The 25,603-nt window shown below is 67.5% G+C and carries 25 protein-coding genes; 6 read left to right on the top strand and 19 right to left on the bottom strand.

The genetic code is table 11. The annotated features are described in order from the left end of the window. Positions 1-35: 35 nt before the first annotated feature. From H4W27_RS08190 to H4W27_RS08225, 8 genes are all read right to left on the bottom strand, one after another. Positions 36-392 carry a cation:proton antiporter gene (locus H4W27_RS08190; RefSeq protein ID WP_192595494.1) on the bottom strand — a complete coding sequence of 119 codons (357 nt, stop codon included), beginning with the start codon at positions 390-392 and terminating at the stop codon, positions 36-38. Continuing rightward, a complete protein-coding gene (locus tag H4W27_RS08195; RefSeq protein WP_192595495.1) occupies positions 392-658 on the bottom strand; it encodes a monovalent cation/H+ antiporter complex subunit F in 267 nt (88 codons plus the stop codon). The genes H4W27_RS08190 and H4W27_RS08195 overlap by 1 nt, the downstream gene beginning before the upstream one ends. Then, complete coding sequence (locus H4W27_RS08200) at positions 655-1,086, bottom strand: Na+/H+ antiporter subunit E (protein WP_192595496.1); 432 nt, start codon at positions 1,084-1,086, stop codon at positions 655-657. Before H4W27_RS08200 ends, H4W27_RS08195 begins: the two co-directional genes overlap by 4 nt. After that, entirely contained in the window at positions 1,086-2,690 is a 1,605-nt protein-coding gene (locus tag H4W27_RS08205; RefSeq protein ID WP_192595497.1) for a monovalent cation/H+ antiporter subunit D family protein, read from the bottom strand. The genes H4W27_RS08200 and H4W27_RS08205 overlap by 1 nt, the downstream gene beginning before the upstream one ends. After that, the gene (locus tag H4W27_RS13840; protein ID WP_192595498.1) at positions 2,687-3,232 is read right to left on the bottom strand and encodes a sodium:proton antiporter; all 546 of its coding nucleotides are present in this window, start codon (positions 3,230-3,232) and stop codon (positions 2,687-2,689) included. The genes H4W27_RS08205 and H4W27_RS13840 overlap by 4 nt, the downstream gene beginning before the upstream one ends. Then, positions 3,229-6,213, bottom strand: coding sequence for a DUF4040 family protein (locus tag H4W27_RS08215; RefSeq protein ID WP_192595499.1), 2,985 nt, complete (start codon positions 6,211-6,213; stop codon positions 3,229-3,231). Before H4W27_RS08215 ends, H4W27_RS13840 begins: the two co-directional genes overlap by 4 nt. Positions 6,214-6,435: 222 nt before the next feature. Then, entirely contained in the window at positions 6,436-7,284 is an 849-nt protein-coding gene (locus tag H4W27_RS08220) for a superoxide dismutase family protein (protein ID WP_192595500.1), read from the bottom strand. A gap of 52 nt (positions 7,285-7,336) precedes the next feature. Further along, positions 7,337-8,275 carry a cation diffusion facilitator family transporter gene (locus H4W27_RS08225; RefSeq protein ID WP_192595501.1) on the bottom strand — a complete coding sequence of 313 codons (939 nt, stop codon included), beginning with the start codon at positions 8,273-8,275 and terminating at the stop codon, positions 7,337-7,339. A gap of 148 nt (positions 8,276-8,423) precedes the next feature. On the opposite strand from H4W27_RS08225, the gene H4W27_RS08230 reads away from it, so the two are divergent. The 3 genes from H4W27_RS08230 (at position 8,424) to H4W27_RS08240 (ending at position 10,659) form a co-directional block, all read left to right on the top strand. Beyond that, a complete protein-coding gene (locus H4W27_RS08230; protein ID WP_192595502.1) occupies positions 8,424-8,765 on the top strand; it encodes an acylphosphatase in 342 nt (113 codons plus the stop codon). A gap of 211 nt (positions 8,766-8,976) precedes the next feature. Beyond that, the gene (gene thpD / locus H4W27_RS08235) at positions 8,977-9,915 is read left to right on the top strand and encodes an ectoine hydroxylase (protein WP_192595503.1); all 939 of its coding nucleotides are present in this window, start codon (positions 8,977-8,979) and stop codon (positions 9,913-9,915) included. Between the two features lie 126 nt (positions 9,916-10,041). Further along, a complete protein-coding gene (locus tag H4W27_RS08240) occupies positions 10,042-10,659 on the top strand; it encodes a DNA-3-methyladenine glycosylase I (RefSeq protein ID WP_404821867.1) in 618 nt (205 codons plus the stop codon). A 4-nt stretch (positions 10,660-10,663) separates the two neighbouring features. Here the strand turns inward: H4W27_RS08240 and H4W27_RS08245 are convergent, their stop codons facing one another. The 5 genes from H4W27_RS08245 to infC all read right to left on the bottom strand — a co-directional run bounded on the left by H4W27_RS08245 (position 10,664) and on the right by infC (position 13,724). Continuing rightward, positions 10,664-10,969 carry an RNHCP domain-containing protein gene (locus H4W27_RS08245; protein ID WP_192595504.1) on the bottom strand — a complete coding sequence of 102 codons (306 nt, stop codon included), beginning with the start codon at positions 10,967-10,969 and terminating at the stop codon, positions 10,664-10,666. After that, positions 10,966-12,003: a TrmH family RNA methyltransferase gene (locus tag H4W27_RS08250; protein ID WP_192595505.1), complete on the bottom strand. Its 1,038-nt coding sequence runs from the start codon at positions 12,001-12,003 to the stop codon at positions 10,966-10,968. Before H4W27_RS08250 ends, H4W27_RS08245 begins: the two co-directional genes overlap by 4 nt. Before the next feature lie 127 nt (positions 12,004-12,130). Then, entirely contained in the window at positions 12,131-12,511 is a 381-nt protein-coding gene (rplT, locus tag H4W27_RS08255) for a 50S ribosomal protein L20 (RefSeq protein ID WP_192591000.1), read from the bottom strand. A gap of 49 nt (positions 12,512-12,560) precedes the next feature. After that, positions 12,561-12,755: a 50S ribosomal protein L35 gene (rpmI, locus tag H4W27_RS08260; RefSeq protein ID WP_036474096.1), complete on the bottom strand. Its 195-nt coding sequence runs from the start codon at positions 12,753-12,755 to the stop codon at positions 12,561-12,563. 258 nt (positions 12,756-13,013) lie between these two features. After that, positions 13,014-13,724, bottom strand: coding sequence for a translation initiation factor IF-3 (gene infC, locus H4W27_RS08265; protein WP_192596507.1), 711 nt, complete (start codon positions 13,722-13,724; stop codon positions 13,014-13,016). 242 nt (positions 13,725-13,966) lie between these two features. Between infC and H4W27_RS08270 the strand changes: the two genes are divergently transcribed. Beyond that, complete coding sequence (locus H4W27_RS08270; protein ID WP_192596508.1) at positions 13,967-14,308, top strand: DUF1844 domain-containing protein; 342 nt, start codon at positions 13,967-13,969, stop codon at positions 14,306-14,308. A gap of 93 nt (positions 14,309-14,401) precedes the next feature. Here the strand turns inward: H4W27_RS08270 and H4W27_RS08275 are convergent, their stop codons facing one another. Beyond that, positions 14,402-14,854 (bottom strand): hypothetical protein, encoded by a 453-nt coding sequence (locus tag H4W27_RS08275; protein ID WP_192595506.1) that lies wholly within the window; start codon positions 14,852-14,854, stop codon positions 14,402-14,404. Positions 14,855-15,257: 403 nt separating this feature from the next. Between H4W27_RS08275 and H4W27_RS08280 the strand changes: the two genes are divergently transcribed. Further along, positions 15,258-15,506 carry a WhiB family transcriptional regulator gene (locus tag H4W27_RS08280; protein WP_036474112.1) on the top strand — a complete coding sequence of 83 codons (249 nt, stop codon included), beginning with the start codon at positions 15,258-15,260 and terminating at the stop codon, positions 15,504-15,506. Between the two features lie 37 nt (positions 15,507-15,543). On the opposite strand, the gene H4W27_RS08285 is transcribed toward H4W27_RS08280, so the two are convergent. The 4 genes from H4W27_RS08285 to H4W27_RS08300 all read right to left on the bottom strand — a co-directional run bounded on the left by H4W27_RS08285 (position 15,544) and on the right by H4W27_RS08300 (position 24,323). Continuing rightward, positions 15,544-17,226, bottom strand: coding sequence for a sensor histidine kinase (locus H4W27_RS08285; RefSeq protein ID WP_192595507.1), 1,683 nt, complete (start codon positions 17,224-17,226; stop codon positions 15,544-15,546). A 75-nt stretch (positions 17,227-17,301) separates the two neighbouring features. Continuing rightward, complete coding sequence (locus H4W27_RS08290) at positions 17,302-22,134, bottom strand: NAD-glutamate dehydrogenase (protein ID WP_192595508.1); 4,833 nt, start codon at positions 22,132-22,134, stop codon at positions 17,302-17,304. Positions 22,135-22,221: 87 nt separating this feature from the next. Continuing rightward, the gene (locus H4W27_RS13845) at positions 22,222-23,589 is read right to left on the bottom strand and encodes an AAA family ATPase (protein WP_192595509.1); all 1,368 of its coding nucleotides are present in this window, start codon (positions 23,587-23,589) and stop codon (positions 22,222-22,224) included. Next, positions 23,589-24,323 carry a CpaB family protein gene (locus H4W27_RS08300; RefSeq protein ID WP_192595510.1) on the bottom strand — a complete coding sequence of 245 codons (735 nt, stop codon included), beginning with the start codon at positions 24,321-24,323 and terminating at the stop codon, positions 23,589-23,591. The genes H4W27_RS13845 and H4W27_RS08300 overlap by 1 nt, the downstream gene beginning before the upstream one ends. 271 nt (positions 24,324-24,594) lie before the next feature. Here H4W27_RS08300 and H4W27_RS08305 point away from each other — a divergent pair, with 271 nt between their 5' ends. Next, positions 24,595-24,852 (top strand): helix-turn-helix domain-containing protein, encoded by a 258-nt coding sequence (locus tag H4W27_RS08305; protein WP_192595511.1) that lies wholly within the window; start codon positions 24,595-24,597, stop codon positions 24,850-24,852. A gap of 114 nt (positions 24,853-24,966) precedes the next feature. Here H4W27_RS08305 and H4W27_RS08310 read toward each other — a convergent pair whose 3' ends face one another. Further along, the gene (locus H4W27_RS08310) at positions 24,967-25,533 is read right to left on the bottom strand and encodes a hypothetical protein (protein WP_192595512.1); all 567 of its coding nucleotides are present in this window, start codon (positions 25,531-25,533) and stop codon (positions 24,967-24,969) included. Between the last annotated feature and the right edge of the window lie 70 nt (positions 25,534-25,603).

Raw genomic sequence — 25,603 nt, forward strand, 5'->3', positions numbered from 1 at the left:
AACTATCCGGATGTCACGTCAAGACCAACTGGCGGTCAGCTCCTGTTCTCGCCGCGTCGGGTGAGTCGCAGCTCGTCGATATGGGTGATCTCGGCGGGCAGCGCGTTGTTGAGGTAGCCGGCGCGCGCGATGGCCATGGATCCCACGGCCGAGGTGAGCAGCTGGGCGATGATCGCGATGACGGCCTTGAGCAGGTTCAGCCCGCTGAAATCCATCAGCAGCGCCCCGAGCACGATCGAGGCCACGCCCAGGCCCGCCGAGGTCCCCACGGCAGAGGCACGCAGGTAGAGATCCGGCAGCTTGAACAGCCCGATGGCCGAGATGACGATGGTGGCGATGCCGAGGAAGATGCAGAGCAGGCCTGCCGCCTCGATGATGTCGGTGAACTCCATCAGCGACGGCCTCCCGATCCGAGTCGTGCCATCGACAGCGCCGCCATGAAGCCCAGCAGCGTGGCGATGAGGATGATGTCGAAGAGCGCATCGATTCCGGTGCGCAGCCCGATGAGCGCCACGAAGCCGATCGTGGCGAAGAAGATCAGGTCTGCGGCGACCGCCCGATCCATCGTGCGCGGTCCGAGCAGGCCGCGGACCGAGGCGATGATCATGCCGATGGCCAGCAGCAGCAGGGCGACCTCGAGGGTCCATTCGGAGATCATGCGCCCTCACCCGCCCGGGCCGAGGGGGGACGGGGAGCGCCGTCGCCCGGGGGCCGGACCACCGGTCGCTCGGTGGGCCGGGACAGGTCTCCGGGCACCCGCCGCATGGCATGCAGCAGCCGATCCTCCATCTCCTGGATCTCGGCGACCAGCTGCTCGCGCGAGTCCACGAACATGCCGTGGACGTAGAGAATGCCGTGCTCCCGCGAGATCGTGATGGTCAGCGTCCCGGGGGTCAGCGTGATCAGCGAGGAGATCAGCGTCCACTCGCTGTCGGTCTGCGAGGCCGCGGGCACTGCCACGATGGCGGGGCGCATCTTCATCCGTCGGCGCGGGCGCAGCACATCTGCGGTGACCGAGATGTTCGCCAACAGGAACTCCTTGGCGTACCACAGCAGGAATCCGATGATCCGAAATGGCCAGCTCATCATGCTCCGCTCACCGCCCTCACATAGTCCATCGGGTTGAGCAGGCTCTCCGCGGCCGTGGCGGACCAGCTCATCAGCAGCTCCGCCCCCAGTCCGAAGAAGAGGGTGATGCAGGCCAGCAGGATGCCCGGCAGGATCAGCTTCAGCGGGACCTTCACCGCCTGTCTGCCCGCCAGCACGGCCGAGGTCGTCGCCGTCGGGGGGCCGACGGTCAGCGTGGGGGTCTCCGCCTGCGCCTCCACCCGCAGGTACCGCTTGCCGTGCATGCGCTGCTGGTAGGTCAGTGCGCGCTCCTGCAGGTCATCGGGCTCGGGGCCCATGAACACGCCGGTCCAGATCTTCAGCATCGAGAGCAGCGTGAAGACCGAGACCACCACGGCCACGGCGGCCACCCAATAGTGGGACTCCGCAAGGGTCGCCTGGATGATGGAGAACTTCGCCACGAAGCCGGAGAAGGGCGGCATGCCGGCCAGCGAGAGCGCCGCCACCATGAAGGTCACAGCGATCAGCGGTTCGCGCTTGAGCATCCCGCCGAGCTTGTCGATCTCTCCTGTCCCGTAGGTCTCCTCGATCGCGCCGGTGGAGAGGAACAGCGAGGCCTTCACGATCATGTGGTGCAGCAGGTAGAAGATCGCCGCGGTGAGCCCCAGCAGGGTGAAGAGTCCGACGCCGATCAGGATGTAGCCGATCTGACTGATCATGTGGAAGACCAGGATGGACCGGGTGGTCTTCTCCCCCACGGCACCCAGCACGCCGACCACCATGGTCACCGAGGTGATGACCAGCGCCACCCAGAGGAAGCGCTCGTCGCCGTCGAAGAGCAGCGAATAGATGCGGTAGATCGCGTAGATGGCCACCTTGGTGTGGATGCCCGAGAAGAGCGCCGTCACCGCCGGGGAGGTCATCGGGTAGGTGCGGGTGAGCCAGCCGTGCACGGGCACCACGGCAGCCTTGATGGAGATGGCGGTCAGCACCACTCCCCCGGCCAGCGCCACGGCGGGGTCATCCTTCGCCGCGCCGTGCAGCTCAGCCAGGTTCACGGTTCCCGCAGTCGCATAGACCAGAGCGATGCCGACCAGCAGCAGGGTGGAGGCCAGCAGGTTCACCGAGACGTAGATCCGCGCGCCGTGGGCGCCGAGCTTCGCGCCCATCATGGCCAGCAGCCCGTAGGAGGGCAGCAGCATGACCTCGATGAAGACGAAGAGGTTGAAGATGTCACCGGTCATCAGGGCGCCGGAGACGCCCGCCATGAGGACCAGGACGAAGGGGTGGAAGAAGCGGGCGCGGGCCTCGTGGGTGGCCATGGCGAAGAGCACGCTGGCGATGGCCAGCACGGTCATCACCATCAGCACCAGCGCCGAGAGGGCGTCCACCACGAAGGGAATGGCGATGCCCTGATCCCAGAGTCCGACCTGGTGGGCCAGGATCGTGCCGTCGCTGGTGACGACGACCAGCACCACGGCGAAGCCGAACATCGCGATCAGGGTGCCCATGCTGAGCACATGGCGGATGATCCGCTTCTTGCGCACCACGACGCCCAGGGCGCCGATCAGCAGCGGGACCCCCACGAGCAGGGGCAGCAGGGCTGGGAGCGTCTGCGTCATCGGGTCTCCCCCTCCCTGGTCTCGGCGGTCCCCGGGGCTGCCGCGTCTGGTGTCTCCGCACTCGGGGCGGCCGCCTCGGAGTTCTCGACCCCGGTGGCCTTCTCCGGCCACGGGTCGCCGGTCTCATCCTCACCGTGATCCACCACGATGTCCCCAGACTCTGTGGTCAGTCCGAAGTAGCCGGCGTCGTTGGTGTCACCGCGGTCGGCCGCGAGCATCCGGGCGGGCGAGGCCTCCACATCTTCGGTGTCGTCGTCAGTGGTGGTGGTGATGGCCAGGGTCACCATGAACATCGAGATGGAGAACGCGATCACGATCGCGGTCAGCACGAAGGCCTGGGGCAGCGGGTCCGCCTGCTCCCCCGCCTCGCCCGCACCGACATAGGACACTCCGCGGAAGGCGGTGTTGCCGGCCGCGAAGAGCATCAGGTTCGCGGCATGGCTGGCGAGCACGAAGCCCAGCACGATCCGGATCATCCCACGCTGCATGAACAGGTAGACGGCCGCGGCGGTGAGCAGCCCGACGGCGATGGCGATGCTCATCGATCGTTCACCCCTCTCGGCTCGACGTCTGCGTGGATCCCCGGCCGGGTCTCGTCCGACTGCACCTCGAAGGGCAGGTCGCCGGGGTCTGCGTGGTAGCCGGCGGGGACCTTCAGCGTGGACAGCTCGGCCTCGCTGGTGCCGTGGGCCCGGCGGTGGGCCTTGAGCAGCTCGGCGGGGTAGCGCTGGGCCTGGCCCAGCCGATCCAGGGCCACCAGCACCGCACCGATCACGGCGAGGTAGATGCCGACGTCGAAGATCAGCGCCGTGGTCAGCGAGAAGCCGGCATCGGAGCCCCACGGCAGCGGCAGACCCTCGGCGATCACCACCGGGCGCAGGAAGGAGCCTTCGAGGTAGCCGGCCAGGCCGATGGCGGCGCCGGTGGCGACTCCGCCCACGATCACCAGCGCATAGTCGAAGCGCAGCTTCACAGCGGAGTCCGAAGGCGCCACCAGATAGCGCAGCGCGAAGAATCCGCCGGCGACCAGGGCGGCGATGAACCCTCCGCCAGAGTCATAGTGGCCGCGCAGCAGCAGGATCAGCGAGAGCAGCACGATGAACGGCGCCATCCAGTTGAACACGCTGCGCATGGCCGTCGTGTTGTCCCCCGGGTGGTCCAGCGGGGTCCCGGCCCACTGCCGCGAGGTGGGCGGCTCGTTGTCCGAGGTGGAGAACGCCGAGTTCAGCACCGCCAGGATGGCGAAGCCGGCCACTCCCAGCACGGTGAGCTCGCCGAAGGTGTCCAGCGCGCGGAAGTCCACCAGGATGGAGTTCACCACGTTCAGCGCGCCGGTGGTCTCATAGGTGTTCTCCATGTACCACTGGGCGGCGGGAGACTGGCCGCGGCGACCGGTGAGCGCGAAGGTGGCGGCGAACGCCATCACGCCGAAGCCCAGCGCCACCGCGATGGCGACGAACCGGCGGGTGCGGGTGACCTTGTGGAAGCGCTTGGGCAGCTTGCGCAGCACCAGGACCAGCACCACCACGGTGAGGATCTCCACGAGCAGCTGGGTCATGCCGACGTCGACGGCTCCCAGCGCGAAGAACCAGGCGGCGACCACGAAGCCGGCGCCTCCGGTGAGGACGACGGCGGCCGAGCGGTTCTCGGCGATGACGGTGCCGGCCAGGAAGCACACCAGCAGCGTGATGAGCACCCAGTCGGTCATCCGCGTGTGGCCGGGATCGAACTCCCCGACCTCCGGCGAGGCCACGAGTCCGGCGATGAAGACGCCGGCGAGCAGGATGCCGGGAGCCGCGAGGTGCAGCCCATGCATGTCCGAGCGGGTGATGTCCCCGACCCGACGGCCGAAGTTGATGGCCCCGGAGCGCATCGCTTCGACCACCTCCACTCCGGTGAAGGGCAGCAGCGTCCGCGGAATCATGTCGTCCAGGCGAGCGCGCATCATCACGGCGAGCACTCCGCCGCCGATGATCACCGCCGAGAGCAGCAGCTCCACGTTGAACCCGTGCCAGAGCGCGAACTCTGCCTCATAGGTGCCCGTCTGGGCGGCCTCTCCGGCCTGAGTGACCAGACCGTCGAAGACGAACGGGACGAAGCCCAGAAGCAGTCCGGCCACAGCAGGAAGCAGCGCCGGCAGGTAGAAGCTGGCCGGGGCCTCATGGGTCTCGGCCGGGTCGATCGGCTCATGGTGCTCGTCGGTGGCCCCGGCGCCGGTGTAGCGGGTGAACGCTCCAAGCACGATGCGCCCGCAGTACGCGAAGGTGCCGATGGCCGCCAGCACGGCGATCAGGGTCAGCGTCCAGGTGAGCGGGGCCGGCATGTCTGCGGAGAGGAATCCTGCCAGCAGGTGCTCCTTGGACACGAAGCCGAGCAGCGGCGGGACCCCGGCCATGGACAGCGAGGAGATGAGCGTGATCACCAGCGAGATGCGCATGGTCCGGCTCAGCCCATGGAGTCGGCGGATGTCGCGGGAGTGCGCCTCATGTTCGATGATGCCGACCATCATGAACAGCGCGGACTTGAAGAGCGCGTGGGCGATCACGTGGATCGTGGCGGCCACCAGTGCCGTGGGGGTCCCGATGCCGATCACCGCCACCAGGAAGCCCAGCTGGGAGACCGTGGAGTAGGCCATGATCTCTTTGATGTCGTGGCGCTGCAGTGCGAAGAGCGCACCCATCAGCGCCGTGGTCAGACCGGTGCTGATCAGCAGCACCTGCCAGAGCGTGGAGTCCTCGAAGGCCGGGGAGAAGCGCAGCAGCAGGTAGATCCCGGCCTTGACCATCGCCGCGGCATGCAGATACGCGGAGACCGGGGCGGGGGCGACCATCGCGTCGGGCAGCCACATGTGGAAGGGGAACTGGGCGGACTTGGTGAACGCGGCGAAGGCGATGAGCACGGCGACCACGGAGGTGAACGTGGCGTTCTCCTGCCAGACGCTGCTGGTCAGCGCCTCGGAGAGCCGAGTGGTGCCGGTCTCCACGATGATCAGCAGCACTGCGCTGAACAGGCCCAGGCCGCCGGCCGCGGTGATCAGCAGGGTGCGCTGGGCAGGAGCGGGCGCCTTGTCCCCGGACCGGTTGATCAGGAAGAAGGAGCACAGCGTGGTGAACTCCCAGAAGACGAAGAGCAGGATCAGATCATCTGCCAGCACCATCCCGCTCATCGCGAACACGAAGAGCAGCATCCACAGGTAATAGTCCGAGGTCTTCTTCGCCGGAGAGAAGTAGCGGGCGGAGTACGCCATCACCAGGGCACCGATGAAGAGCACGAGCAGCAGGAAGACCATGCTGAGCCCATCCAGCCGCAGGCTGAAGCCCACGTCGATGGTGGGGATCCAGGGCAGATGCTCCTGCACCGTGCCCCCGTCCAGCAGCGTGGACAGCCACGGCAGCGAGGATACTCCGATCCCGGTCAGCGCCACGGCGGCGAAGAAGCCGGTGTCCCTGCCGAGCGCGCGATGGACCATGCTGGCGAGCGGCACGAGAGCCAGGGTCAGCAGAAGCAGCACCGTGAGCGTCATGCGCGGCCCACCGAGGGCGTCGCTGCGCTCATGAAGAGCTTTCGCGATTGCATGGTGCCTCCAGTCGGTGCGGATGTCACGGCGCGGTGAAGCTCATCGCCGACCAGTCTTCCCGGCACACCAGTGATCGACTATATACATCGGGTCGATCCCCGGGCAATCGAGACGCCGACATGGACCCACGTCCACGCCCCGCCACGGTCAGATGTCGGAACCTGCGGGTCACTGCTCCTCGACGACTCCGCAGGCGATCCGGCTCCCGGCATCCCCGGTGGCCAGAGACTCGAGATCCGGCCCGTAGCCGTTGTACCGGGCCGGCACGTTGGCGTGATTGTCCGCCTGCGCGTGGACGATGACCGAGGTCCCCTCGGCGGCGATCAGGTCCTCCGGAAACAGCCGGTCGCTGATCAGACTCAGCCAGCCGGTGCCGTCCTCGTTGATCAGCAGGTTCGGGAGGTCGCCAGCGTGGTCCGGGTGATCTGCGGCCTCCGGCTCCTGGAAGGGATCGTCCTCGGAGACGTCATCGAGGTCCGGTTCGGTGGACTCCTCCGGGGCCTCCTCCCCCTCGACCACTCCCTCGTCCTCCTCCACATGTCCCACGAGGTGCCCGCCGGAGGACTCGAAGTCCCCCAGCACGCCGTTCTCGGAGCTGGACTGCAGCTCGCAGACGCCGCGCTCGTGGATGGTGATGCCGCGGAATCCTGCTTCGAGGTCATGGACCTCTGCCTCGATCTGCACCCCGCCCTCGACCTCGGTGAAGCTCACCGTCCCGATGCCGTTCTCGGCCCAGTCGATCAGCTCGGCCGTGGCGAAGGGCTCCCCGGCGGCGTCCTGCGCTGTGGACTGCTCGCCGGCCTCGTCACCGGACTGCTGCTCGTCCTCGTCACCGGCCTGGTCTCCGTCCGCACCGGCGTCGTCGACCTGGGCGGCGCCGTCGTCGTCCTGCTCCGCGGGATCCGACTCGGCGGAGTCCCCACAGCCGGTCAGCGCGAGCCCTGCGATCAGTGCGAGGCCGGTCAGCGGCAGGCCGAAAGACCGGCCTGAGGAGGATCGGAGACGAGGAATGCTCATGACCGCACAGCTTACCGGGCAGGCACCTCCCCCACGAGTCGTCCCGCGCCGTTCAGGCGTGGGTGTGGGTCTCTCCGGCGGCGATCGTCCGGGTCTCCAGCTGAAAGGTGGAGTGCTCCACAGAGATGTCGAAGTGTTCGGCCACACAGGATCTGAGCCTGACCAGGGTCTCGGGCGCGCAGCCGTCCTGGAAGCACTCGTCATCGACGACCACATGGGCGGAGATCACCGGCAGCCCGGTGGCGACCATCGAGGCATGCAGATCATGGACCTCCTGGACGTGCTCCTGAGCGAGCATGTGCCTGCGGACCTGCTCCAGATCCAGGCCGCGCGGGGTGAACTCCATCAGCACCCGCGCGGTCTCGCGCAGCAGCAGGGCGGCGCGCGGGATGATCAGCGCGGCGATCGCCAGCGCCGCCACGGCATCGGCCTGCTGCCAGCCGGTGGTCCAGATGACGACGGCGGCCACCATGACTCCCAGCGAGCCCAGGGCGTCCGCGGCGACCTCCAGAAAAGCGGCCCGCATGTTCAGATTCGCCTTCCGCCCGCCCGAGAGCACGAGCAGCGAGACGATGTTGCCCGCCAGGCCCACGGCTCCGAAGACCAGCAGCTCCAGATGCAGCACGGTGGGCGGGGAGCTGAGCCGGCTGATCCCCTCCACGGCGGCGTAGACACCGATGCTCAGCAGCAGCGCCGCCTGGAACAGCCCGGCGAGGATCTCCACCCGGCGGAAGCCCCAGGTGCGCTGGGCCGTCGCCGCCCGGTACATCAGTCCGGCGGCGATCAGCGCGACACCGAGTCCGATGCTGTCGGTCAGCGAATGCACGGCGTCGGTCAGCAGGGCCAGGGAGCCGGTGATCCAGGCTCCGGTCGCCTGGGCAAGCACGATGCCCACGGTGATCCCACAGGCGATGGCCAGGCGTCGCTGGTGCGAGGGCCCGCGGTCCGTCGGTGCGGCAGAGGCATGGCCGCCATGATCATGAGAGTGCATCGTGGGTCCATTCTCTCCAGCCCGGGGCCGATCACCTAAGCTGCGATTCGAACTCAGAAGCGTTCTCAGCACCAGGGAGACGTTCTCAGCACCGACCAGCCCCGCCCGACCCCTGGTGGGGCTCGTGTTCAGATGTTTGACTGGGCGCATGAACGAACCCCTCTCAGCAGACGACTCCGACCAGTCCCTCTCCCCCTCGGGCTGGACCACGGGCACCCATGCGACCATCACGGGTCAGGTGCAGGGTGTCTCCTTCCGCGCAGCGGCGAAGGCCGAGGCCGATGACCTGGGACTCATCGGCTGGGTGCGGAACACCTCTTCCGGAGGGGTGGAGCTCCTCATCGGCGGCGCCGGGCCCGCGGTGGACTCGCTGCTGCGCTGGGCCGAGCACGGCCCGGAATCAGCCGAGGTGACCGGGCTCGACGAGCGCGAGGCGACAGCGGAGGAGCTCGAATCGCTGCCGGACAGCGGCTTCGAGATTCGCCGCTGACCGCTGCAGTGCGCCCCACCCGTCCGGCTGCGGTTGCCTGCCGAGACAGTCCTGCTACGGTCGAAGGACAGCTCTCAGCGGCCCCGAACCCATGAGCAGATGGCAGCTCTGGGCTGCCGGCCCGGGCGGAGAACCCGCGCCGCGGAGCGATGAATACAGAACCCATGCGAAACCAGACACAGGTCGAAAGAACTATACGAAAGGCACAGATATGACGACGACGATCACACGGAACTCCCGCACCCGCCATGACACCGCACCCAGCGACGTCGCCGACCGCTATCCCACGCGCGGCGAGACCGGCCCGGCCGTGATCGACCGGGAGGACCCGGTCGTCCAGGGCAGCGAACAGGACGGCCCGCTGGGCGCTGACGAGCTTCGTTCCTTCGAGGACAAGGGCTACCTGAGCATCGATCAGTTCATCAGCGGCGATGAGCTTGAACTGTTCAAGAACGAGCTGAAGCGTCTCGCGGAGGACCCCGAGGTCAAGAAGGACGAGCGCACCGTGGTGGAGGCGAAGTCCGACGAGGTCCGCTCCATCTTCGACATCCACCGCACCAATGAGATCTTCGCCAGGATCGCCAATGATCCCCGAGTGGTGGAGCGCGCGCGGCAGATCCTGGGCTCGGACGTCTACATCCACCAGAGCCGGATCAACTACAAGCCCAGCTTCACAGGCAAGGACTTCACCTGGCACTCAGACTTCGAGACCTGGCATGCGGAGGACGGAATGCCCGGTCCGCGGGCTGTGTCGGTGTCCATCTCACTGACCGACAACTACTCCTTCAACGGGCCGCTGATGATCATGCCCGGCTCGCACAAGCACTACATCAGCGCCGTGGGTGCCACACCGGATGACAATCACGAGCAGTCCCTGGTCATGCAGGGCGCCGGCGTGCCGGACAAGGACACGCTGACCGAGTTCGCCGACCGCTTCGGCATCGACGTGCTGGAGGGCCCCGCGGGTGGAGCTGTCATGTTCGACAGCAACTGCATGCATGCCTCCAACGGAAACGTGACCCCCTACTCGCGCTCCAACGTCTTCCTCGTCTACAACTCGGTGGAGAACCTGCCCGTTGAACCCTTCGCCGCGGCCAAGCCCCGCCCCGAACATCTGGGCAGCCGCGACTTCACCCCAGCCGGAAGCTGAAGCAGCCGCTGAACACTCCCACTCAGCACCGGAACGGCCCTGGTCATTCGACCAGGGCCGTTCTGCGTCCCGAGCGTCCAGGTGCCGGGGCATACGAGCTCGGCGCGGAGCTACCCTTATGAGGTGATCTCTGAGACGAACCCCGGCCTGGCCACGGGTCCCGACGGACTGGTCCGCACCGCGTGGGCCCTGGGCAGCGAGATGATGTGCCGCTATTACGACACGGAGTGGGGCATGCCCATCTGCGAGGAACGCGGCCTCTTCGAACGACTTTCTCTGGAGGGCTTCCAGTCGGGGCTCTCCTGGTCCACCATCCTGAGCAAGCGGGAGAATTTCCGCGCCGCCTTCGCCGACTTTGATCCTGAGATCGTGGCGGACTTCTCGCAGGAGGACGTCCAGCGGCTGCTGACCGATGCGGGAATCATCCGACACCGCGGAAAGATCATGGCCACCATCAGCAATGCGCAGGCCACACTGGCGCTGCGCGAACAAGGCGGGCTGGCGGCGCTGATCTGGTCCTATCAGCCTGACCGGACGCCGGTGCCGCGAAGCCTGGAGGAGATTCCCACCCGCTCGGCTGAGTCCGAGGCACTGGCCAGAAGGCTCAAGGCCGAAGGGTTCAGGTTCGTCGGTCCCACCACGGTCTTTGCGCTGATGGAGGCCGTCGGGATGGTGGACACCCACGTGGTGGGCTCTCATCGGCGGGGAAGCTCCGGAGTGAGCTTCTCCAACCAGCCGGCCTGAGGGATCAGCGCGGACGCTGGAGCTCGATCACCCGGTCCATGTCATCATCCGGAGCGAGCCGATTGCGGTCCTGCTGCCCGCACGCGGTGCAGCGGTGCAGCAGCAGGAACCCCTTCTTGCCGGTGTGATCCACCCCGACCGGCTCCATGGGGGCACCGCAGTCGGCTGCGCGGTCCCCCGGACTGACGTCCACATGTCTGGAGTACAGGCAGCGGGGACAGTGATTCCGGTAGCTGCCCCCGAGCTGCTTCGGGATCGGATGACCACAGTGGACGCAGTCGAAGCCGGTGTTCTCGGCCTCTCGGCTCATGACTCGGTGCGGCCCTGTCCCGCATCCGGAGCCGGCACGACAGGAGTCTCGGCCGAGGCCGCAGCGCCCGGCGCCTCAGCGGCGGGGGGCGCGGATGCTGCGTTCCCCTGGTGCTGGGCCATCGCCGTGGAATACATGCAGACCGTCGCGGCTGTGGCCACGTTGAGCGACTCGGCTGCACCGAAGAGCGGAATGGCGACCCGGTGATCGGCCAGCTCGCGCTCGGCGTGGGTGAGACCATGCGCCTCATGGCCCAGCAGCCAGAGGGTGGAGGCCGCCGGGCTGGCCAGCTCCGTCAGCTGGGTCTCTCCGCGGCCATCGGCGGCGAGCACCTGGAACCCTCGGGCCCGTGCGGCCTCGACCAGGTCGGCGGCCTCGATGCCGGTGAACAGCGGCAGGTGGAAGTGGGAGCCGGCGGCTGACCGGACCACCTTGGGGCTCCACGGGTCCACGGTGCCTGGTGAGAGGACCACCGCGCCCGCACCGGCGGCGTCCGCAGTGCGGATGATCGTGCCGGCATTGCCGGGGTCCTGCAGCCGCAGCATCCCGGCGAGAAGCGCGGGACCCTGGCCCTGGGAGAGCTTCTCGAGCGCCGCATCCAGTGCGGTCAGCTGCGAGGCGGCGGTCGGGATCCGGCACACCGCGAGCATCCCCTGGGAGGTCTCCGCATCGCCCATGTGGCGCAGCACCTCCGGGGTGGCTTCGCGCAGGAAGATCCGGGCCTGTGAGGGGAGCTTGATCTCGGGGTTGAAGAGCACGCCGCGCACCCGGTCCAGCAGGGCGAGCACGTCCGGGTGCTTCTCCAGCGCGACGGGGTCGAAGAAGAGCGCGTCCAGCTCGGGGAAGGGCTGTGCGCCCTGTTCCTGCTCCCACTGGCGCAGCCACACCGTCAGCGCCTCGCGCACCGGCTGGGGCCCCTCGGCCAGGAACAGGCCCTGTTTCGTTCGCGCGGAACGGCTCGCGAGGCCCGCCACGCGGCGGACGCGGTCGGATCGGGGGTTGTCGACGAGCTCTGGGTCAATCTGCTGGGACATGTCTCTATCTTCTCCTACTGCGCGGATGCCGCAATGGCAGCGCGGGGACGGGACGCTGCGGAACTGTCGGGGCACGAAGAAGGCGCCGCCCCCGAAAGGAGACGGCGCCTTCTCAGCTGGTGCCGGTTCAGACTCGAGCGGCGTTGACATCCTGCGGGAGCGCCTTGCGGGCGGTCTCGACCAGGACGCCGAATGACTTCGCGTCGTAGACGGCGAGCTCGGCAAGCATGCGACGGTCAACCTCGACCCCAGCGGCCTTCAGGCCCTGGATGAAGCGGTTGTAGGTCATGCCATGGGAGCGGGCCGCAGCGTTGATGCGCTGGATCCACAGGCGACGGAAGTCGCCCTTGCGCTTCTTGCGGTGCTGGTAGTTATAGACGTACGAGTGCAGCAGCTGCTCTTTCGCCTTGCGGTAAAGGCGTGAGCGCTGTCCGCGGTAGCCGGAGGCCCTGTCCAGGACCTTGCGGCGCTTCTTATGGCCATTGACGGCCCTCTTCACACGTGCCACGTGATATCTCCTTGAGTCTTAAAGTCTTCGGTGAGCAGAGTGCTGAGGCTCAGATGCCCAGCATCCGCTTGATGCGCTTCTCGTCAGCCTTGGTGACCAGGTGGTCACCGGCCAGACGGCGCTTCAGGCGTGAGGACTTGTGCTCCAGGTAGTGGCGACGGTTGGCCTGCTGGCGCTTGAGCTTGCCAGAACCGGTCAGCTTGAACCGCTTCTTGGCCCCGCTGTGGGTCTTCATCTTCGGCATGGTGCCGTTCTCCTTGTGTCGTTCGGACCTGCAGCGCCTGTGCTCTTCAGCGGCGAGCCGAGGCTCATCTGCTGACGCGGCGGCGCAGAGGTGGGTCCCCCGGTGTGGGCAGGCGCTGGAAGCCAGCGCGAGCGGGTCCACACCTCGGACCCCTTTTATAGTGGCGGTGACGACGCCGAAGCGACGCGTCACGCAGACCAGCGCACCAGTCTACGCCATGAGACGGGTGCGCCGGTTCACCGTGAGGAGAAGAACTGTCTAGAGGTTCTTCAGCTCATCCGGCAGATAGTCGGCCATGGAGTTCGAGAGCGGCGCGGCGTCCTTCTTCTCCGTGGGCAGTCGCTCCGCGTTCTTGCGGGTGCGACGGTCGTTCTTGACCTTGGGCTGCTCGGCCTCGACCTCAGCCTCGGCCGGGTCTTCCTTCTTGGCCTGGTTCTTCGCCGCGGCCTTGGCCTCAGCCTTGGTCTTCAGCGGACCCACGACCATGACCATGTGGCGGCCGTCCTGGCGCGGGGAAGACTCCACGGCGCCCAGATCGGCGACGTCCTGCGAGAAGCGCTGGAGCAGGCGCACACCCATCTCCGGGCGCTGCTGCTCGCGTCCGCGGAACTGGATCATCGCCTTGACCTTGTCACCGGCCTCCAGGAATCGGCGGGCATGACCGACCTTGGTGTTGTAGTCGTGGTCGTCGATCTTCAGCCGGAAGCGGACTTCCTTGAGCACCGTGGTGCTCTGGTTCTTCCGCGACTCGCGGGCCTTCACGGCAGCCTCGTACTTGTACTTGCCGAAATCCATCAGCTTGCAGACGGGAGGTTTGGCCTGCGGCGCGACCTCAACCAGATCCAGATCGGACTCCGTGGCGAGGCGCAGGGCGTCTTCGATGCGGACGACGCCCACCTGCTCCCCCTGGGGGCCGACGAGGCGGACTTCTGGTACGCGGATGCGTTCGTTGATGCGTGGTTCGCTGATCTGTCTAGCTCCTGTTTATGAGGAATTCGGTGAATGGGGAGTCCTCGGTGAAGTCGCCGCGCGAACTCCTGCGGAGCCCGTATGACGCTCCTGAGCGCGTTTAGCGCGGCCGAAGAGACTGTGACAAGCTTACCAGCATGCAGAGTGAGCAGAATAACCGCGCCGAGGGCGCAGAGACCAGTGCAGAGAACAGTGCTGGCAGCACCGTGGATTCCAGTGCACAGCATGGAGCCGATTCGTCGATGGCCCAGGCCGTGAACCAGCAGTCCCGGGACATCTCCGAGGTTCCCGCTGTGGAGCTGATCAACACCGTGTCGGTGCACCTGATGAGCGCCGCCGCCGTGAAGCTCGGTCTTGCGGATGATCCCCACGCTGACGAGCTCAAGGACCTCGATGAGGCGCGCAAGCTCATCACCTCACTCGCCGGACTCATCACCGCGGCCGCGCCCGAGGTCGGCGCGACACACGCCGCTCCGCTGCGTGATGGCCTGCGCTCGCTCCAGCTCGCCTTCCGTGAGGAGTCGTCCGTCCCGGACGCCCCGGGCAAGGGCCCCGGCGAGAAGTGGACCGGCCCGGTCAACTGACCGCGGCAGGATCAGCGCTGCGCCAGCCCTGTCCTGCACCACCACCAGCACGGCGCCGCCACCTGCACTGGGCCGAGGTGTACGGCGAGGACCTCAGTCCTGCGGATCTGCTTCGCTGAGCCAGACCTGGGTGGGGCGGATGAAGAGCAGCACCAGCGCGAGCGCGGCAGGCAGCAGGAAGGCCAGCCCCACGGCGGTGAGCCCTCCGGAGAAGAAGCTGAAGGAGAGCACGACGACCAGCAGCTGAACCACCATCGCCGGGGTCCGTGCGCCCGCCGCGCCGAGGAAGATCCGGAAGCCGAGCAGCACCAGCACCAGTCCGAACAGGACGTAGAGGACCACCAGTGCGATGTTCGCCGCGGCACCGAGCACCTGGGCCTCGGTGGCCAGCGCACTGGCCACCGCGTTGAACGCCAGCGCGAACCCCTGGATGAAGAGGATCAGGAACAGCACCCACACCGCCACCGGCCGCGGGCGAGCCTGGATGAAGCGACGCGGCGGACGCGGGGCGTTGAAATCCGGGGAGACGGAGTCTTCTGGGGCCATCTCCCCATTGAACCACCCGGCTGGACTCCGAACGTCGTCGCAGCCGGAGGCCGCTGATCACGCTGACCTGGTGCAACGGCCGGGCCGGAAGGGCATGTGACAAAGTACACACTGTTTCATGACCATTTCAGCAGTGCGAAGTCTTGTTTGCCGGCCGTTAACATGCCAGCCTTGATTCCGTACTTATTCGGGATGGCAGAACACCTCACCCGAGGTCTGGAACAGCACCGCCGTCCAGGCACCACGATCATCTGATCGCGGAACATTCTGCCGCCTGGAAGCGGATGTGACTCCCGCCAGCTTCACTCACGACCACCATATCGAGGTTGGTCGAGGAATCCCCGCTGAATGCCCAAAGACCCGAACATCGGCGCCCCCGCGGCGCCCTAGGAGTAGTGATCCCATGGATTGGCGCAGCCGAGCAGCCTGCCTGGACAAGGACCCCGAACTGTTCTTCCCCGTCGGCAACACCGGACCGGCCCTGCTTCAGATCGAAGAGGCCAAGAGCGTCTGCCGCCGGTGCCCCGTGATGGACACCTGCCTGCAGTGGGCCCTGGAGACCGGACAGGACTCCGGAGTCTGGGGCGGCATGAGCGAGGACGAGCGCCGCGCGCTCAAGCGCCGGGCCGCACGCGCCCGCCGCGCCTCCTAGCACGCACCTTCCACTCCTCGGGTGAGGAGCGGAAGCCTCACCCACCAGCCTTCGTCGACGCGGTGAGGATCGGAGCACGGAGCAGAACCCGTGTACCGGTCCTCGCCGCGTTCTTCGTCTCCCCCTCTGCCGGCCTGGCCTCCGAATCAGCATCTCCCGGTTCTGACTCTGCCGGTTCTGACTCTGCCGGTTCTGACTCTGTGGATTCGGATTCTGCCGTCTCGGAACTGCTGGCCGTCTGCCACTCGATCGAGCCCGAGAGCTCGCCGCGGACCAGGGTGCGCACGATCTGCAGTCCCAGCCCAGGCTCCCATTCCTGTTCAGGCAGGCCCACGCCGTCGTCGGTCAGCTCGAGATCGAGCCGCTGACGTCCCGCCGCGTCGGCATGGCGCTGCACGGTCATGCGCACGTTCAGCTCGCGCCGCGCCGGATCCGGCCCGAAGCCGTGCTCGACCGCATTGGCCACGATCTCGGTGATGACCAGCGCCAGCGGGGTGACCATGTCCGGCGGGAGCTGGCCGAAGCTGCCCTCCAGCGCGGTGATCACCTGCCGGTCCGACTGCGCCATCTCTGCCGCCAGGTGCAGCTGACGGCGCATCAGCTCATCGACGTCCACAGTCTCCTCGAGGCCCTTGGACAGGGAGTCATGAACCATCGCGATGGTCTCCACCCGGCGCATGGCCCGGCGCAGACCCTCCCGTCCCTCCTGCGAGTCCATCCGACGCGACTGCATCCGGAGCAGCGCCGAGACCGTCTGCAGATTGTTCTTCACCCGGTGGTGGATCTCCTTGATCGTCGCGTCCTTGCTCATCAGCTGCTTGTCCCGGCGTCGCAGCTCCGTGACGTCGCGGCACAGCACCAGGGCGGCGAAGCGCTCTCCGTGCGAGCGTCGGGCCGCCGCGCTGTCGGCGGCGTGATAGAGCGGAATGGAGCGGAGGGTCACCGCGGCGCCGTGCGCCTCCAGCTCCGCGCGCATGGCACGGCGTCCGGTGAGCATCAACGGCTGGGACTCGTCGACGACGACGCCGGTCGCGCGCTGCAGCTCCGAGCCGATCCCCGCCAGGGACCGGCCCTCGAGCGTGTCCGCAACACCCAGGCGCAGCAGCGCGGAGACGGCGTTGGGCGAGGCGAAGGTGATCCGTCCCTCAGCGTCCAGGCGCAGCAGCCCATCGCCGACGCGGGGGGCGCCGCCGTAGCCGGTGAACTCCTGGGCCGCGTCGGGCCAGCGGCCCTCCGCGGCCATGGCCAGCAGATCCTCGGCGCAGCGGCGGTAGGTCAGCTCCAGCCGGGAGGGGCTGCGCATCGCGGCGACCGCGAAGTGCAGCGTGATGACGCCGACGGTGCGGCCGCGGTGCAGCAGCGGAATGGCCTGCACCCTCATCCGCGCCGGTGAGGGCTGCCCCTGGTCAGAGGAGTTGGTCTCCACCTGCGAGGTCCAGGCGCGTTCCACCATGGGCTTCAGGTCCGCGCGGATCCGGTCTCCCACCACGTCGCGGTGGATCAGGGTCTGGGTGGTGGAGGGACGCGCCTGCGCCAGTGCGATGAAGGAGCGCTCCTCCGCGGAGACGAAGCCCTCCTCGGTGTGCGGAAACCACAGCACCAGGTCCGAGAAGGCCAGGTCCGAGAGCAGCTGCCAGTCCCCCACGAGGGCGTGGAGCCATTCCACGTCATCCTGGGTCAGATGACGATGACCGACGAGCGGATCCTGGAAGACGGCCATGGAGGGACTCCTCGATTGGGGACTGAACAGCGGAACTCGAGCGGTGAGCCGGGATGACCCGGGGGCGTGCAGGACTCAGGAGTCGATCAGGCCCCGCAGGTGGCGCAGCAGCACGGTCAGCGAGGCGATGTTGTCATCGGTGAGCGCATCGACCTCGGCGACGAGCTTCTCGGCGCGGGCAAGCTTCGCCCCGTTGTTCTGCTTCCACTCGTCGAGTCGCTCCTGGGGGTCACCCCCGGCCGGGGTTCCCCGCAGCACTGCCCCGGTGATCTCGGCCATGGCGCTGTAGAGCTCGTCACGCTGGGCCCCTCGGGCCAGGGCCTGCCACTTGTCTTCGCGCGGAAGATTGGTGATCCGGTTCAGCAGCGAGTCCGCGCTGAAGTCGGCGTAGACCGCGTAATAGACTCCTGCGACTTCGCGGGAGTCGAGCTCGTGGGCGATGGCCAGGGAGGCGATGTCCAGCAGTGAGAAGGCCTCGAAGAGCTGGGAGACCCAGTTCGCCAGCTCCTCCGGCATGCCCGCCCGGCGTGCCTCGGCGTGACGCTCCTCGACCCGCTGTCGGTCTTCTCCGCGCAGGTGCTCGGTCAGGTTTCCGTAGAGCGGGGAGATGTGTTCGGCATAGGCCTCCACGTCTTCGCGCACCGAGGTTCCGCGGCTGACATGGTTGATGAACCAACGCACGGCCCGGTCCAGCAGTCGGCGCATGTCTCGGTAGGTGTTGGCCCAGGCGTCTCGGTCGAAGCTGACCGGCATCGCGCGCATCGCCTCGTCGAAGTCCTCGAGCGCAAAGAGCTGGCGCACCGCCACGAAGGAGCGGACCACCTGCTCCTCGGCTGCGAAGGTCTCCTCGATGGCGCGGAAGACGAATGCCGCCCCGCCCACGTTGACCACGTCATTGGCCACCACATTGGCGATGATCTCGCGGTGCAGCGGATGGCGGGAGAACTCTGCGGAGAACCGCTCGCGCAGCGGGGCGGGGAAATACTCCTCCAGGGTCTGGGTGAACCAGTCGTCGTCGGGCACCGAACTCTCCACCAGGGCGGCCTTGAGCTCGATCTTCGCGTAGGCGGCGAGCACGGCGAGCTCCGGGGAGGTCAGGATCCGCTCACCGGAGGCGGCGCGCTGGGCGAAGCGCTCATCGTCGGGCAGCACCTCGATCTCGCGGTCCAGGTCCACGGTCTCCTCCAGCCAGCTGATGAGCCGCTGGAAGCTGGGGGACCACTCCCCCACGCGATGTCGGTCGGTCATCAGCAGCACGTTCTGGTCCCGGTTGGTCTGCAGCACGTGCGCTGCGACATCCTCGGTCATGCTGCCGAGCAGCTCGCTGCGCTCTTCGGCCCTGAGATGACCCGATTCCACCAGCTGGTCGATGAGGATCTTGATGTTGACCTCGTGGTCGGAGCAGTCCACACCTGCCGAGTTGTCGATCGCATCGGTGTTGAGCAGCGTCCCGTTCTGTGCGGCTTCGATCCGGCCGGCCTGGGTGAATCCGAGATTGCCTCCCTCGCCGACGACCTTGGCGCGGAGCTGGCCGCCGTCGACCCGGATGGCGTTGTTCGCGCGGTCACCGACCTGTTCATGCGTCTCGTGGGAGGCCTTCACATAGGTGCCGATGCCTCCGTTGTAGAAGAGGTCGACCGGGGCCTGCAGCAGCGCATTGATCAGCTCCGGGGGCGTGAGCCGTTCCTGATCCTCGGGCAGCTCGAAGCGACGCCGCATCGCCTCGGTGATCGTGATGGTCTTGGCCGTGCGCGAGTAGACCCCACCGCCTTCAGAGATGAGCTCGAGGTTATAGTCCCCCCAGCCTGAGCCCGAGGCGTGGAACAGCCGCTGGCGCTCGGCGAAGCTGTCGGCGGCGTCCGGGTCCGGGTCGATGAAGATGTGCAGGTGGTTGAACGCCGCGACCAGGCGGATGTGCTCGGAGAGCAGCATCCCGTTGCCGAAGACGTCGCCGCTCATATCTCCGATCCCCAGGACGGTGAAGTCCTCGCTCTGCGTGTCCACGCCCAGCTCCGAGAAGTGGGACTTCACGGACTCCCAGGCGCCGCGGGCCGTGATGCCCATCTCCTTGTGGTCATAGCCCACCGAGCCGCCCGAGGCGAAGGCGTCGCCGAGCCAGTGGCCGTACTCCTTGCTGATCTCATTCGCCGTGTCGGAGAAGGTTGCGGTGCCCTTGTCGGCGGCGACCACGAGATAGGCGTCGTCGCCGTCGTGACGGATGACCCTCTCCGGATGGGTGATGACCATCTGGCCGTCGCGTTCGCGCTGGTTGTCGGTGATGTCCAGCAGCGCGCGGATGTAGATCTTGTACGCCTCCCGTCCGGCTTCGAACCAGGCGGAGCGGTCCTCGGCGGGGTCCGGCAGCTGCTTCGCATAGAACCCGCCCTTCGCCCCGGAGGGCACGATCACGGCGTTCTTGGCCATCTGTGCCTTGACCAGGCCCAGCACCTCCGTGCGGAAGTCCTCACGACGGTCGGACCAGCGCAGTCCGCCACGAGCGACCTTGGCGAAGCGCAGGTGGACGCCTTCCACCTTCGGGGAGTACACCCAGACCTCGTGGGCGGGGCGCGGCCTGGGGGCGGCGTCGATGGTGGCCGGGGTCAGCTTCAGCGAGAGCCAGTCACGTCCCTGGTAGAGGTTGGTCCGCTGGGTGGAATCGATGAGGTTCAGCAGTGCGCTGAGCACCCGGTCGGCGTCCAGGGTGCGCACCTGTTCCAGCGCGGCCAGCACCTTCTCGCGAGCCTCGGCGCTGAGCTGATCGCGATCTCCTTCGAGATCTGGATCGAACCGCGTCTCGAAATACTCCACCAGGGCGGTGGCCATCTCAGGGTTCTGCAGCAGCGAGTCTGCCACGAAGCTGTAGGAGTTGGTGCTGCCGAGCTGGCGGTAGTACTTGGCATAGGCGCGCAGCACTGTGACGCTGCGGATGCTCAGGCCCAGGCGCAGCACCAGCTGCGAGAAGACGTCCGACTCGGCCTTGCCCATCAGCACCTGCTGGTAGGCCTCCTGCAGCAGCGAGACGGTGTCCCCGGCCTCCACCCCTGGAGGGTAGAACAGGCCCAGGTCATAGAGGTGGAAGGTCGCCCCGTCCGGGCAGTTCAGCGTGTAGGAGCGCTCGTCGAGCACCTCGAGACCGAAGTCGTCGATCACCGGCAGAGTGTCGGTGAGGGTCTTCTGCTCAGTGAGGTAGAGCTTCAGGCGCATATCGGCGGTCCCGCCCTCGCGTGAGCTGTAGAAGCTCATCCGTGGCACCGCCACTCCCTGTGCGGCCGCCTCCTCCAGCGCCTCGAACTGCGCGGCATCGGCGAGCGCATCCTGGACCTCATAGAGCACCCGGTAGTCATCCGGGAAGGCCTCGCTCCAGCGGGCCGCCACCGCCTCCGCCTTCTCGGCAGGGTAGCGCTCCTGGGCCTCCGCCGCGATTCCCTCGGCCCAGGACCGCACAGCCCGAGCCAGACGCTGTTCCAGCTCCTCCCGGGTGCCGGCGGGCTCCGCGGCGTCGTCGGCCAGGCGCAGGCGGAAGAAGACGCGCGCAAGCACCGAATCGGTAAGCCGGACGTTGAAATCGATGGACTCGGCCTGCACATGGGCGAGCAGCTCCTGCTCGATCCTCCGGCGCACCGCGGTGTTGTAGCGGTCCCTGGGAAGGTAGACCAGCGCGGTCATGAACCGTCCATAGTGGTCCCGCCGCAGGAAGAGCTTGACCCGGCGGCGCTCCTGCAGCTGCATGATCTGCCAGACCGCCTGCTCGATCTCCTCGACCTCCATCTGCAGCAGCTCATTGCGCGGATAGGTCTCCAGGATCTGCATCAGGTCAGTGCCTGAGTGCGAATCAGCGGCGAAGCCGGAGCGCTCGAGCACCTCCTGGGCACGAGAGCGCAGCAGCGGGATGTTGACGATGGACTGGCTGTAGGCGCGCTCGCTGAACAGACCGATGAAGCGCCGTTCGCCCTTCACCGTGCCATCGGCGTTGAAGGTCTTGACCGCCACATAGTCCATATAGGTGCGGCGCCGCACGGGGGACCGGGAGTTGGCCTTCGTGACGACCAGGGCACGGCGCTGCCCTGCCCGTTCGCGTCCGGCCGCAGAGAGCTCCGTGGACCGACGGGTGATGGGCTTGCCGTTCTTGTCGGCCAGGATGCCCAGGCCGGTCCCGGGAAGCGGATCCAGGTGCACCGAGCCGTCCGGGTATTCGGCGAGCTCATATTCGCGGTAGCCCAGGAAGAGGTAGTTGCCCGAGCCCATCCACTCGAGCAGATGAGCGGACTCCGCGGACTCCGGGAGGTCCTCCGCCTCGCGCAGCGAGCGGCCTGCGGCGTTGACCTGTGCGATCATGCGGTCCTGGTCCCGGTGGCTCGCGAGCACGTCTGCGAGGATCCGGCGGAGACCGGTGATCAGCGAGTCCGCGTCCTCGGCGGAGATCACATGGTCCAGCTCCACGGTGATCCAGGACTCGATCTTGACCGAGTGCTCCTCATCGAGGAGGGAGCTGAGGTTCGGCAGCGCCTGGGTGTCGCCGGAGGAGACGCCGCGGTGCTCCGAGGGCAGGGACTTCACCGCTGCGAGCTCTCCGGACCCGCTGCTGCGGCTGCTCAGGAAGATCGGATGCACCACCAGCGAGATGCCATGGCCGTGCCGAGTGACCTCCGCGGTCACGGAATCGACCAGGTAGGGCATGTCATCGGTGACGACCTGGACCACGCTGCGCGAGCCCACTGTGGTCACCTGGAGCACCGGAGAGGAGTCTGTGCGCGAGCGAGCGAGGGTCACATGTTCGCTGACCCGGCGTGCCTGGTGCTCCGGGCTGACCAGGTCGAGGTCCTCGCGCGCGATGTGGGCGTAGTAGGCATCGGTCAGAGTCTCAAGGTCGGCGTCTTTGCTGGTCCATAGAGTCTTCTCGGCGGACATCTGTACTCTCACTCATTCTCAGGATCCGGAGTGCGCACTGAGCTCGCCCGTCGCGGGTCAGATCGCGCGTTGCCTGTGTGATCCACACTACCGTCTGAACCGGCTCATCAGGCCGGTCCGGCGCTGGGGAAGCTCGGCGCCGGCCAGGTCTGCGATGCTGCGCCGCAGGGCTGAATCCGGGGCCGCCTCGGCGAGCACCTGTCCCTTGAGCAGCGCCGCGTCGCACCCGGCGCCGTCCCAGGTCAGGAACGCGTCGATGCCCCGGTCAGGTCCCAGCTGGCGCCAGGTCCGCTGAAGCTGGTCACGCGGTGAGCGTCCGATGACCTCGCTGCGGACCTTGTTGATGACCACCTCGATCTGCGCCGCCGCGGTCTCCGGGAGGCTGAGCTGAAGGTCCTCGATCGCTTTGACCAGCCGGGAGAAGCTCACCGGGTCTGCCGCGCCGACGGCGAGGATCCTGTCGGCCGCACGCAGGCAGGTCAGCGCCGCGCCGCTGCGCTGGGGAGCGATGGTGTCGTAGCTGAGCTCCTCGTCCTGTTCCACCGAGGCGGCGATGTCGACGATCACGTGGTCATAGCGCGCTCTGGCCATCTCCAGGACCGCGATGAGGCTGCGCTCACGGATCTCCGGCCAGCGGGCGGCACGCGGAAGCCCCGAGAGCAGTCCGAACCGGGATCCGCTGACCTCCACGACGGCGACCGCGGCGCCCAGCGCTGCGGCGTCGAGACGGCCCAGATCAGCGGCACGGCAGGCCTGTGCGAGCCCTGCCGTCTCCTCCATCAGCCCGAGCTGAGGCACCAGTGAGGCGGCCACCGTGTCGGCGTCCACCAGCAGCACCTCGTGCCCCTGCAGAGCGATCTCGGCGGCAAGGTTGAGCGCGATCGTGCTGCGTCCTGGACTGCCGGGTCCGCCCCAGACCACTGTGATCCCCTCCGGTCGGGTCACGGTCGCGGGCTCGGCAGGGAGCAGAGCATCCGGTTCCACCGCCGGGGAACCGTCCTCCTGCCCGGCGTGCTCGACTGTGTCGGCGGGCGGGGCAGGACCGCCCGGTGCGGCAGCGCCCTCGGGTGAAGCGCCGTCAGCATGCTCAGTCGTGGACCGTGCCGCAGGAGTCGACTGGCCGCCCTGCAGCGCCAGCGCCAGGTCGCCGGCGCTCACCTCGTCGTCGAAGCAGGTGACTCCCAGGCGGTGGAGGCGGTCGCGCTCCTCCGCGGCGGCGCAGAGGGCCACGACCCGGCGACCGCCCTGCCGCAGCTCAGCGAGCACCGTGGCCGTGAGCTGCTCGGTGTCCCCGATGATCAGCGCCGCATCGGCACGGCCATTGCGACACACGGCGATGAGCTCCGGGAGGTCCGCGCAGCGTCGTTCGATCGTCACCGGTCCCTGAAGACCTTCGACGGCGGCGATGTGGTCCACCGTGAGCTGACCCGTGGTGGCCACTGCGCAGCGCTCCACTAATCCTCCTCGGCGGGCTCGGATTCCGCGGGGTCGGGGTCCGTTCCCGCGGGGACCACGGAGAGCATCGCCGATGAGCTCCTCGCCGCGAGCAGGGCGGGCAGCTCATCCGGGTCCACGAGCAGCTCCACAGTGACGGCCGTCTGAGCTCCGAAGGTGCCGCTCGCCTCGGTGATCGCGGAGACCTGTGACCCCGCCGCGATCCGTTCGACCTGCACCTCCTGCTGCTGCCCCAGAGCTCCTGCATCCGCAGCCCAGACATCGACCATTCGCCCCGGATCCACTCCGCGGGCCAGCGTGTGCTCCACCTCCACGGTCACCGCCTGGCGACCCTGCAGATCCTCCTGAGCCACGGCCCGACGGGGCACCAGCTCGCCCTCCGCGACCGCGGCGACGAATACAGACCCCTGCGGAAGCTCCTCAGCCGCCGAGAGATAGGACTCCGCGACGTCGTCGATCTGAACCTCGACGACGCGCAGGTCCTCCACGGTGATCCGCTCACCGACGGTGAGCAGGCGGTCAGCGGCGTAGATCTGGGTGGTGCGGTTCTGCGAAGCCAGCAGCGCGATCACTCCGGCGATCGAGAGGGCAACGATGAGCAGACCGGCCAGCAGACGGGGATCTCTCCAGCTGGGCCGACGGAGCCGCTCGGCCGCAGGTGCATCAGGAAGGTCGCCGTAGCCCTGAGATCTCGATCTCGAGTCCGCGCTCGGCTGTGAATAAGGTCCAGGCATAGTGCCTCCCTGCACATCGCCCTGCTCAAGTCTCGGCGGAGATGTTCGCACTGCGGGACGCCGCCGTGGCGGGCACACAGGCTCAGAGTAATACAGCTTGCGCCGCATGAGACCGCTGCGCTGAAAACTGTGGACGAATGCCTCTGCCCAGCGCGGGGAAACTCAGTCCGCAGCGGCCGGTTGTGGAATGATGGATGAAACGCCACCAAACGCCACCCTCCAGCCCCAGACCGTGGACCACTGGAGGTACAAAGCAGCTCGGAGGAACACGATGCGTCGATTTCTGACTCTGCCCGACGTGGCGGAGGCGCTCAACATCTCGATGTCGCAGACGCGCGCACTGATCAAGACCGGGGACATCGAGGGAATCCAGATCGGTGGCCGGGGACAGTGGCGGGTCGAAGAGGCCAAGCTCGACGAGTACATCGACCGCCAATACGCAGCCCAGCGCGAGTCACGATCAGTGGATTCCCCAGGGCAGCCGCGCTCGACCGAGCCCTCTCCGGCGGGGGACTCCCCCACACCCTGACCCGCCCGAGCCTCGAGCAGGTCTGTCCCCAACCGCCAGGGCGACGGCGAGTCATGGACGACGGTGTCGACGGCGAGCCATGGACGACGGCGGCGACGGCGGTGGCGGGCCGCCTCATTCCTCCTGGGCGAACTCGCTCTGGAGCCAGGAGACGGCATGCAGCGGGATGGTCCTGCGCGCCGGCGAGCCAGCGCGCCTCAGGTGCGTCTCCCCCGCGTCGAGTTGAGCAATCTCGAGGAAGTCCCGGCCGACGGCTGAGATCAGACCCTGTGCCAAGCGACCCTCCGGGCCCTGCACGCTGACCATCGAGCGGTCTCGCGCCAGGCGGCGCAGCGGTGCGGTGATCCCCAGCCGCCGCCGGGCGGGGCTTGGTTCCGCCTGAGCTGCTGATCGCTTCATCCCCTCCACGGCGCGCAGTGCCGCCAGCGGCAGCAGAACACTGTGCGGGTGACGGCTTCCCGAGAGCCAGTCCGAGCCGACTGTCCCGATCTCCACGTTCAGGCGCTGATCCCCAGGAAGCAGAAGCGTGAGCTGCAGCCCTCGGTGGGCGCGGAGACGTTCGGCGAGCCCCAGTCTGGAAGCCTCCAGACGTGACGCCTCGTCGACGGCGGCATCGAAATCCGCGGTCCGCGCGGCGTCCAGCTGTGATTCCAGATCCGCGAACAATGCATCCCAGCGCATACCTGTCTCATCTCCACGAGCGGGATTCTGATGTCAGAGTACACACCTGGGTCTCCGCCCTAGTGGATGC

The organism is Nesterenkonia lutea (assembly GCF_014873955.1).
In the GTDB taxonomy this organism is placed as follows: domain Bacteria; phylum Actinomycetota; class Actinomycetes; order Actinomycetales; family Micrococcaceae; genus Nesterenkonia; species Nesterenkonia lutea.

Coding starts and splice junctions, on each gene's coding strand:
- H4W27_RS08280 (WP_036474112.1), top strand. CDS start 15,258: ATGGATTGGCGCAGCCGAGCAGCCTGCCTGGACAAGGACCCCGAACTG.
- H4W27_RS08250 (WP_192595505.1), bottom strand. CDS start 12,003: ATGTCCCAGCAGATTGACCCAGAGCTCGTCGACAACCCCCGATCCGAC.
- H4W27_RS08230 (WP_192595502.1), top strand. CDS start 8,424: ATGAACGAACCCCTCTCAGCAGACGACTCCGACCAGTCCCTCTCCCCC.
- H4W27_RS08195 (WP_192595495.1), bottom strand. CDS start 658: ATGATCTCCGAATGGACCCTCGAGGTCGCCCTGCTGCTGCTGGCCATC.
- H4W27_RS08285 (WP_192595507.1), bottom strand. CDS start 17,226: ATGGCCGTCTTCCAGGATCCGCTCGTCGGTCATCGTCATCTGACCCAG.
- H4W27_RS08300 (WP_192595510.1), bottom strand. CDS start 24,323: ATGCCTGGACCTTATTCACAGCCGAGCGCGGACTCGAGATCGAGATCT.
- H4W27_RS08200 (WP_192595496.1), bottom strand. CDS start 1,086: ATGAGCTGGCCATTTCGGATCATCGGATTCCTGCTGTGGTACGCCAAG.
- H4W27_RS08290 (WP_192595508.1), bottom strand. CDS start 22,134: ATGTCCGCCGAGAAGACTCTATGGACCAGCAAAGACGCCGACCTTGAG.
- H4W27_RS08215 (WP_192595499.1), bottom strand. CDS start 6,213: ATGACGCTCACGGTGCTGCTTCTGCTGACCCTGGCTCTCGTGCCGCTC.
- H4W27_RS08275 (WP_192595506.1), bottom strand. CDS start 14,854: ATGGCCCCAGAAGACTCCGTCTCCCCGGATTTCAACGCCCCGCGTCCG.
- H4W27_RS08310 (WP_192595512.1), bottom strand. CDS start 25,533: ATGCGCTGGGATGCATTGTTCGCGGATCTGGAATCACAGCTGGACGCC.
- rpmI (WP_036474096.1), bottom strand. CDS start 12,755: ATGCCGAAGATGAAGACCCACAGCGGGGCCAAGAAGCGGTTCAAGCTG.
- H4W27_RS08220 (WP_192595500.1), bottom strand. CDS start 7,284: ATGAGCATTCCTCGTCTCCGATCCTCCTCAGGCCGGTCTTTCGGCCTG.
- H4W27_RS08305 (WP_192595511.1), top strand. CDS start 24,595: ATGCGTCGATTTCTGACTCTGCCCGACGTGGCGGAGGCGCTCAACATC.
- H4W27_RS08225 (WP_192595501.1), bottom strand. CDS start 8,275: ATGCACTCTCATGATCATGGCGGCCATGCCTCTGCCGCACCGACGGAC.
- H4W27_RS13840 (WP_192595498.1), bottom strand. CDS start 3,232: ATGAGCATCGCCATCGCCGTCGGGCTGCTCACCGCCGCGGCCGTCTAC.
- thpD (WP_192595503.1), top strand. CDS start 8,977: ATGACGACGACGATCACACGGAACTCCCGCACCCGCCATGACACCGCA.
- H4W27_RS08245 (WP_192595504.1), bottom strand. CDS start 10,969: ATGAGCCGAGAGGCCGAGAACACCGGCTTCGACTGCGTCCACTGTGGT.
- H4W27_RS08205 (WP_192595497.1), bottom strand. CDS start 2,690: ATGACGCAGACGCTCCCAGCCCTGCTGCCCCTGCTCGTGGGGGTCCCG.
- H4W27_RS08190 (WP_192595494.1), bottom strand. CDS start 392: ATGGAGTTCACCGACATCATCGAGGCGGCAGGCCTGCTCTGCATCTTC.
- H4W27_RS08270 (WP_192596508.1), top strand. CDS start 13,967: ATGGCCCAGGCCGTGAACCAGCAGTCCCGGGACATCTCCGAGGTTCCC.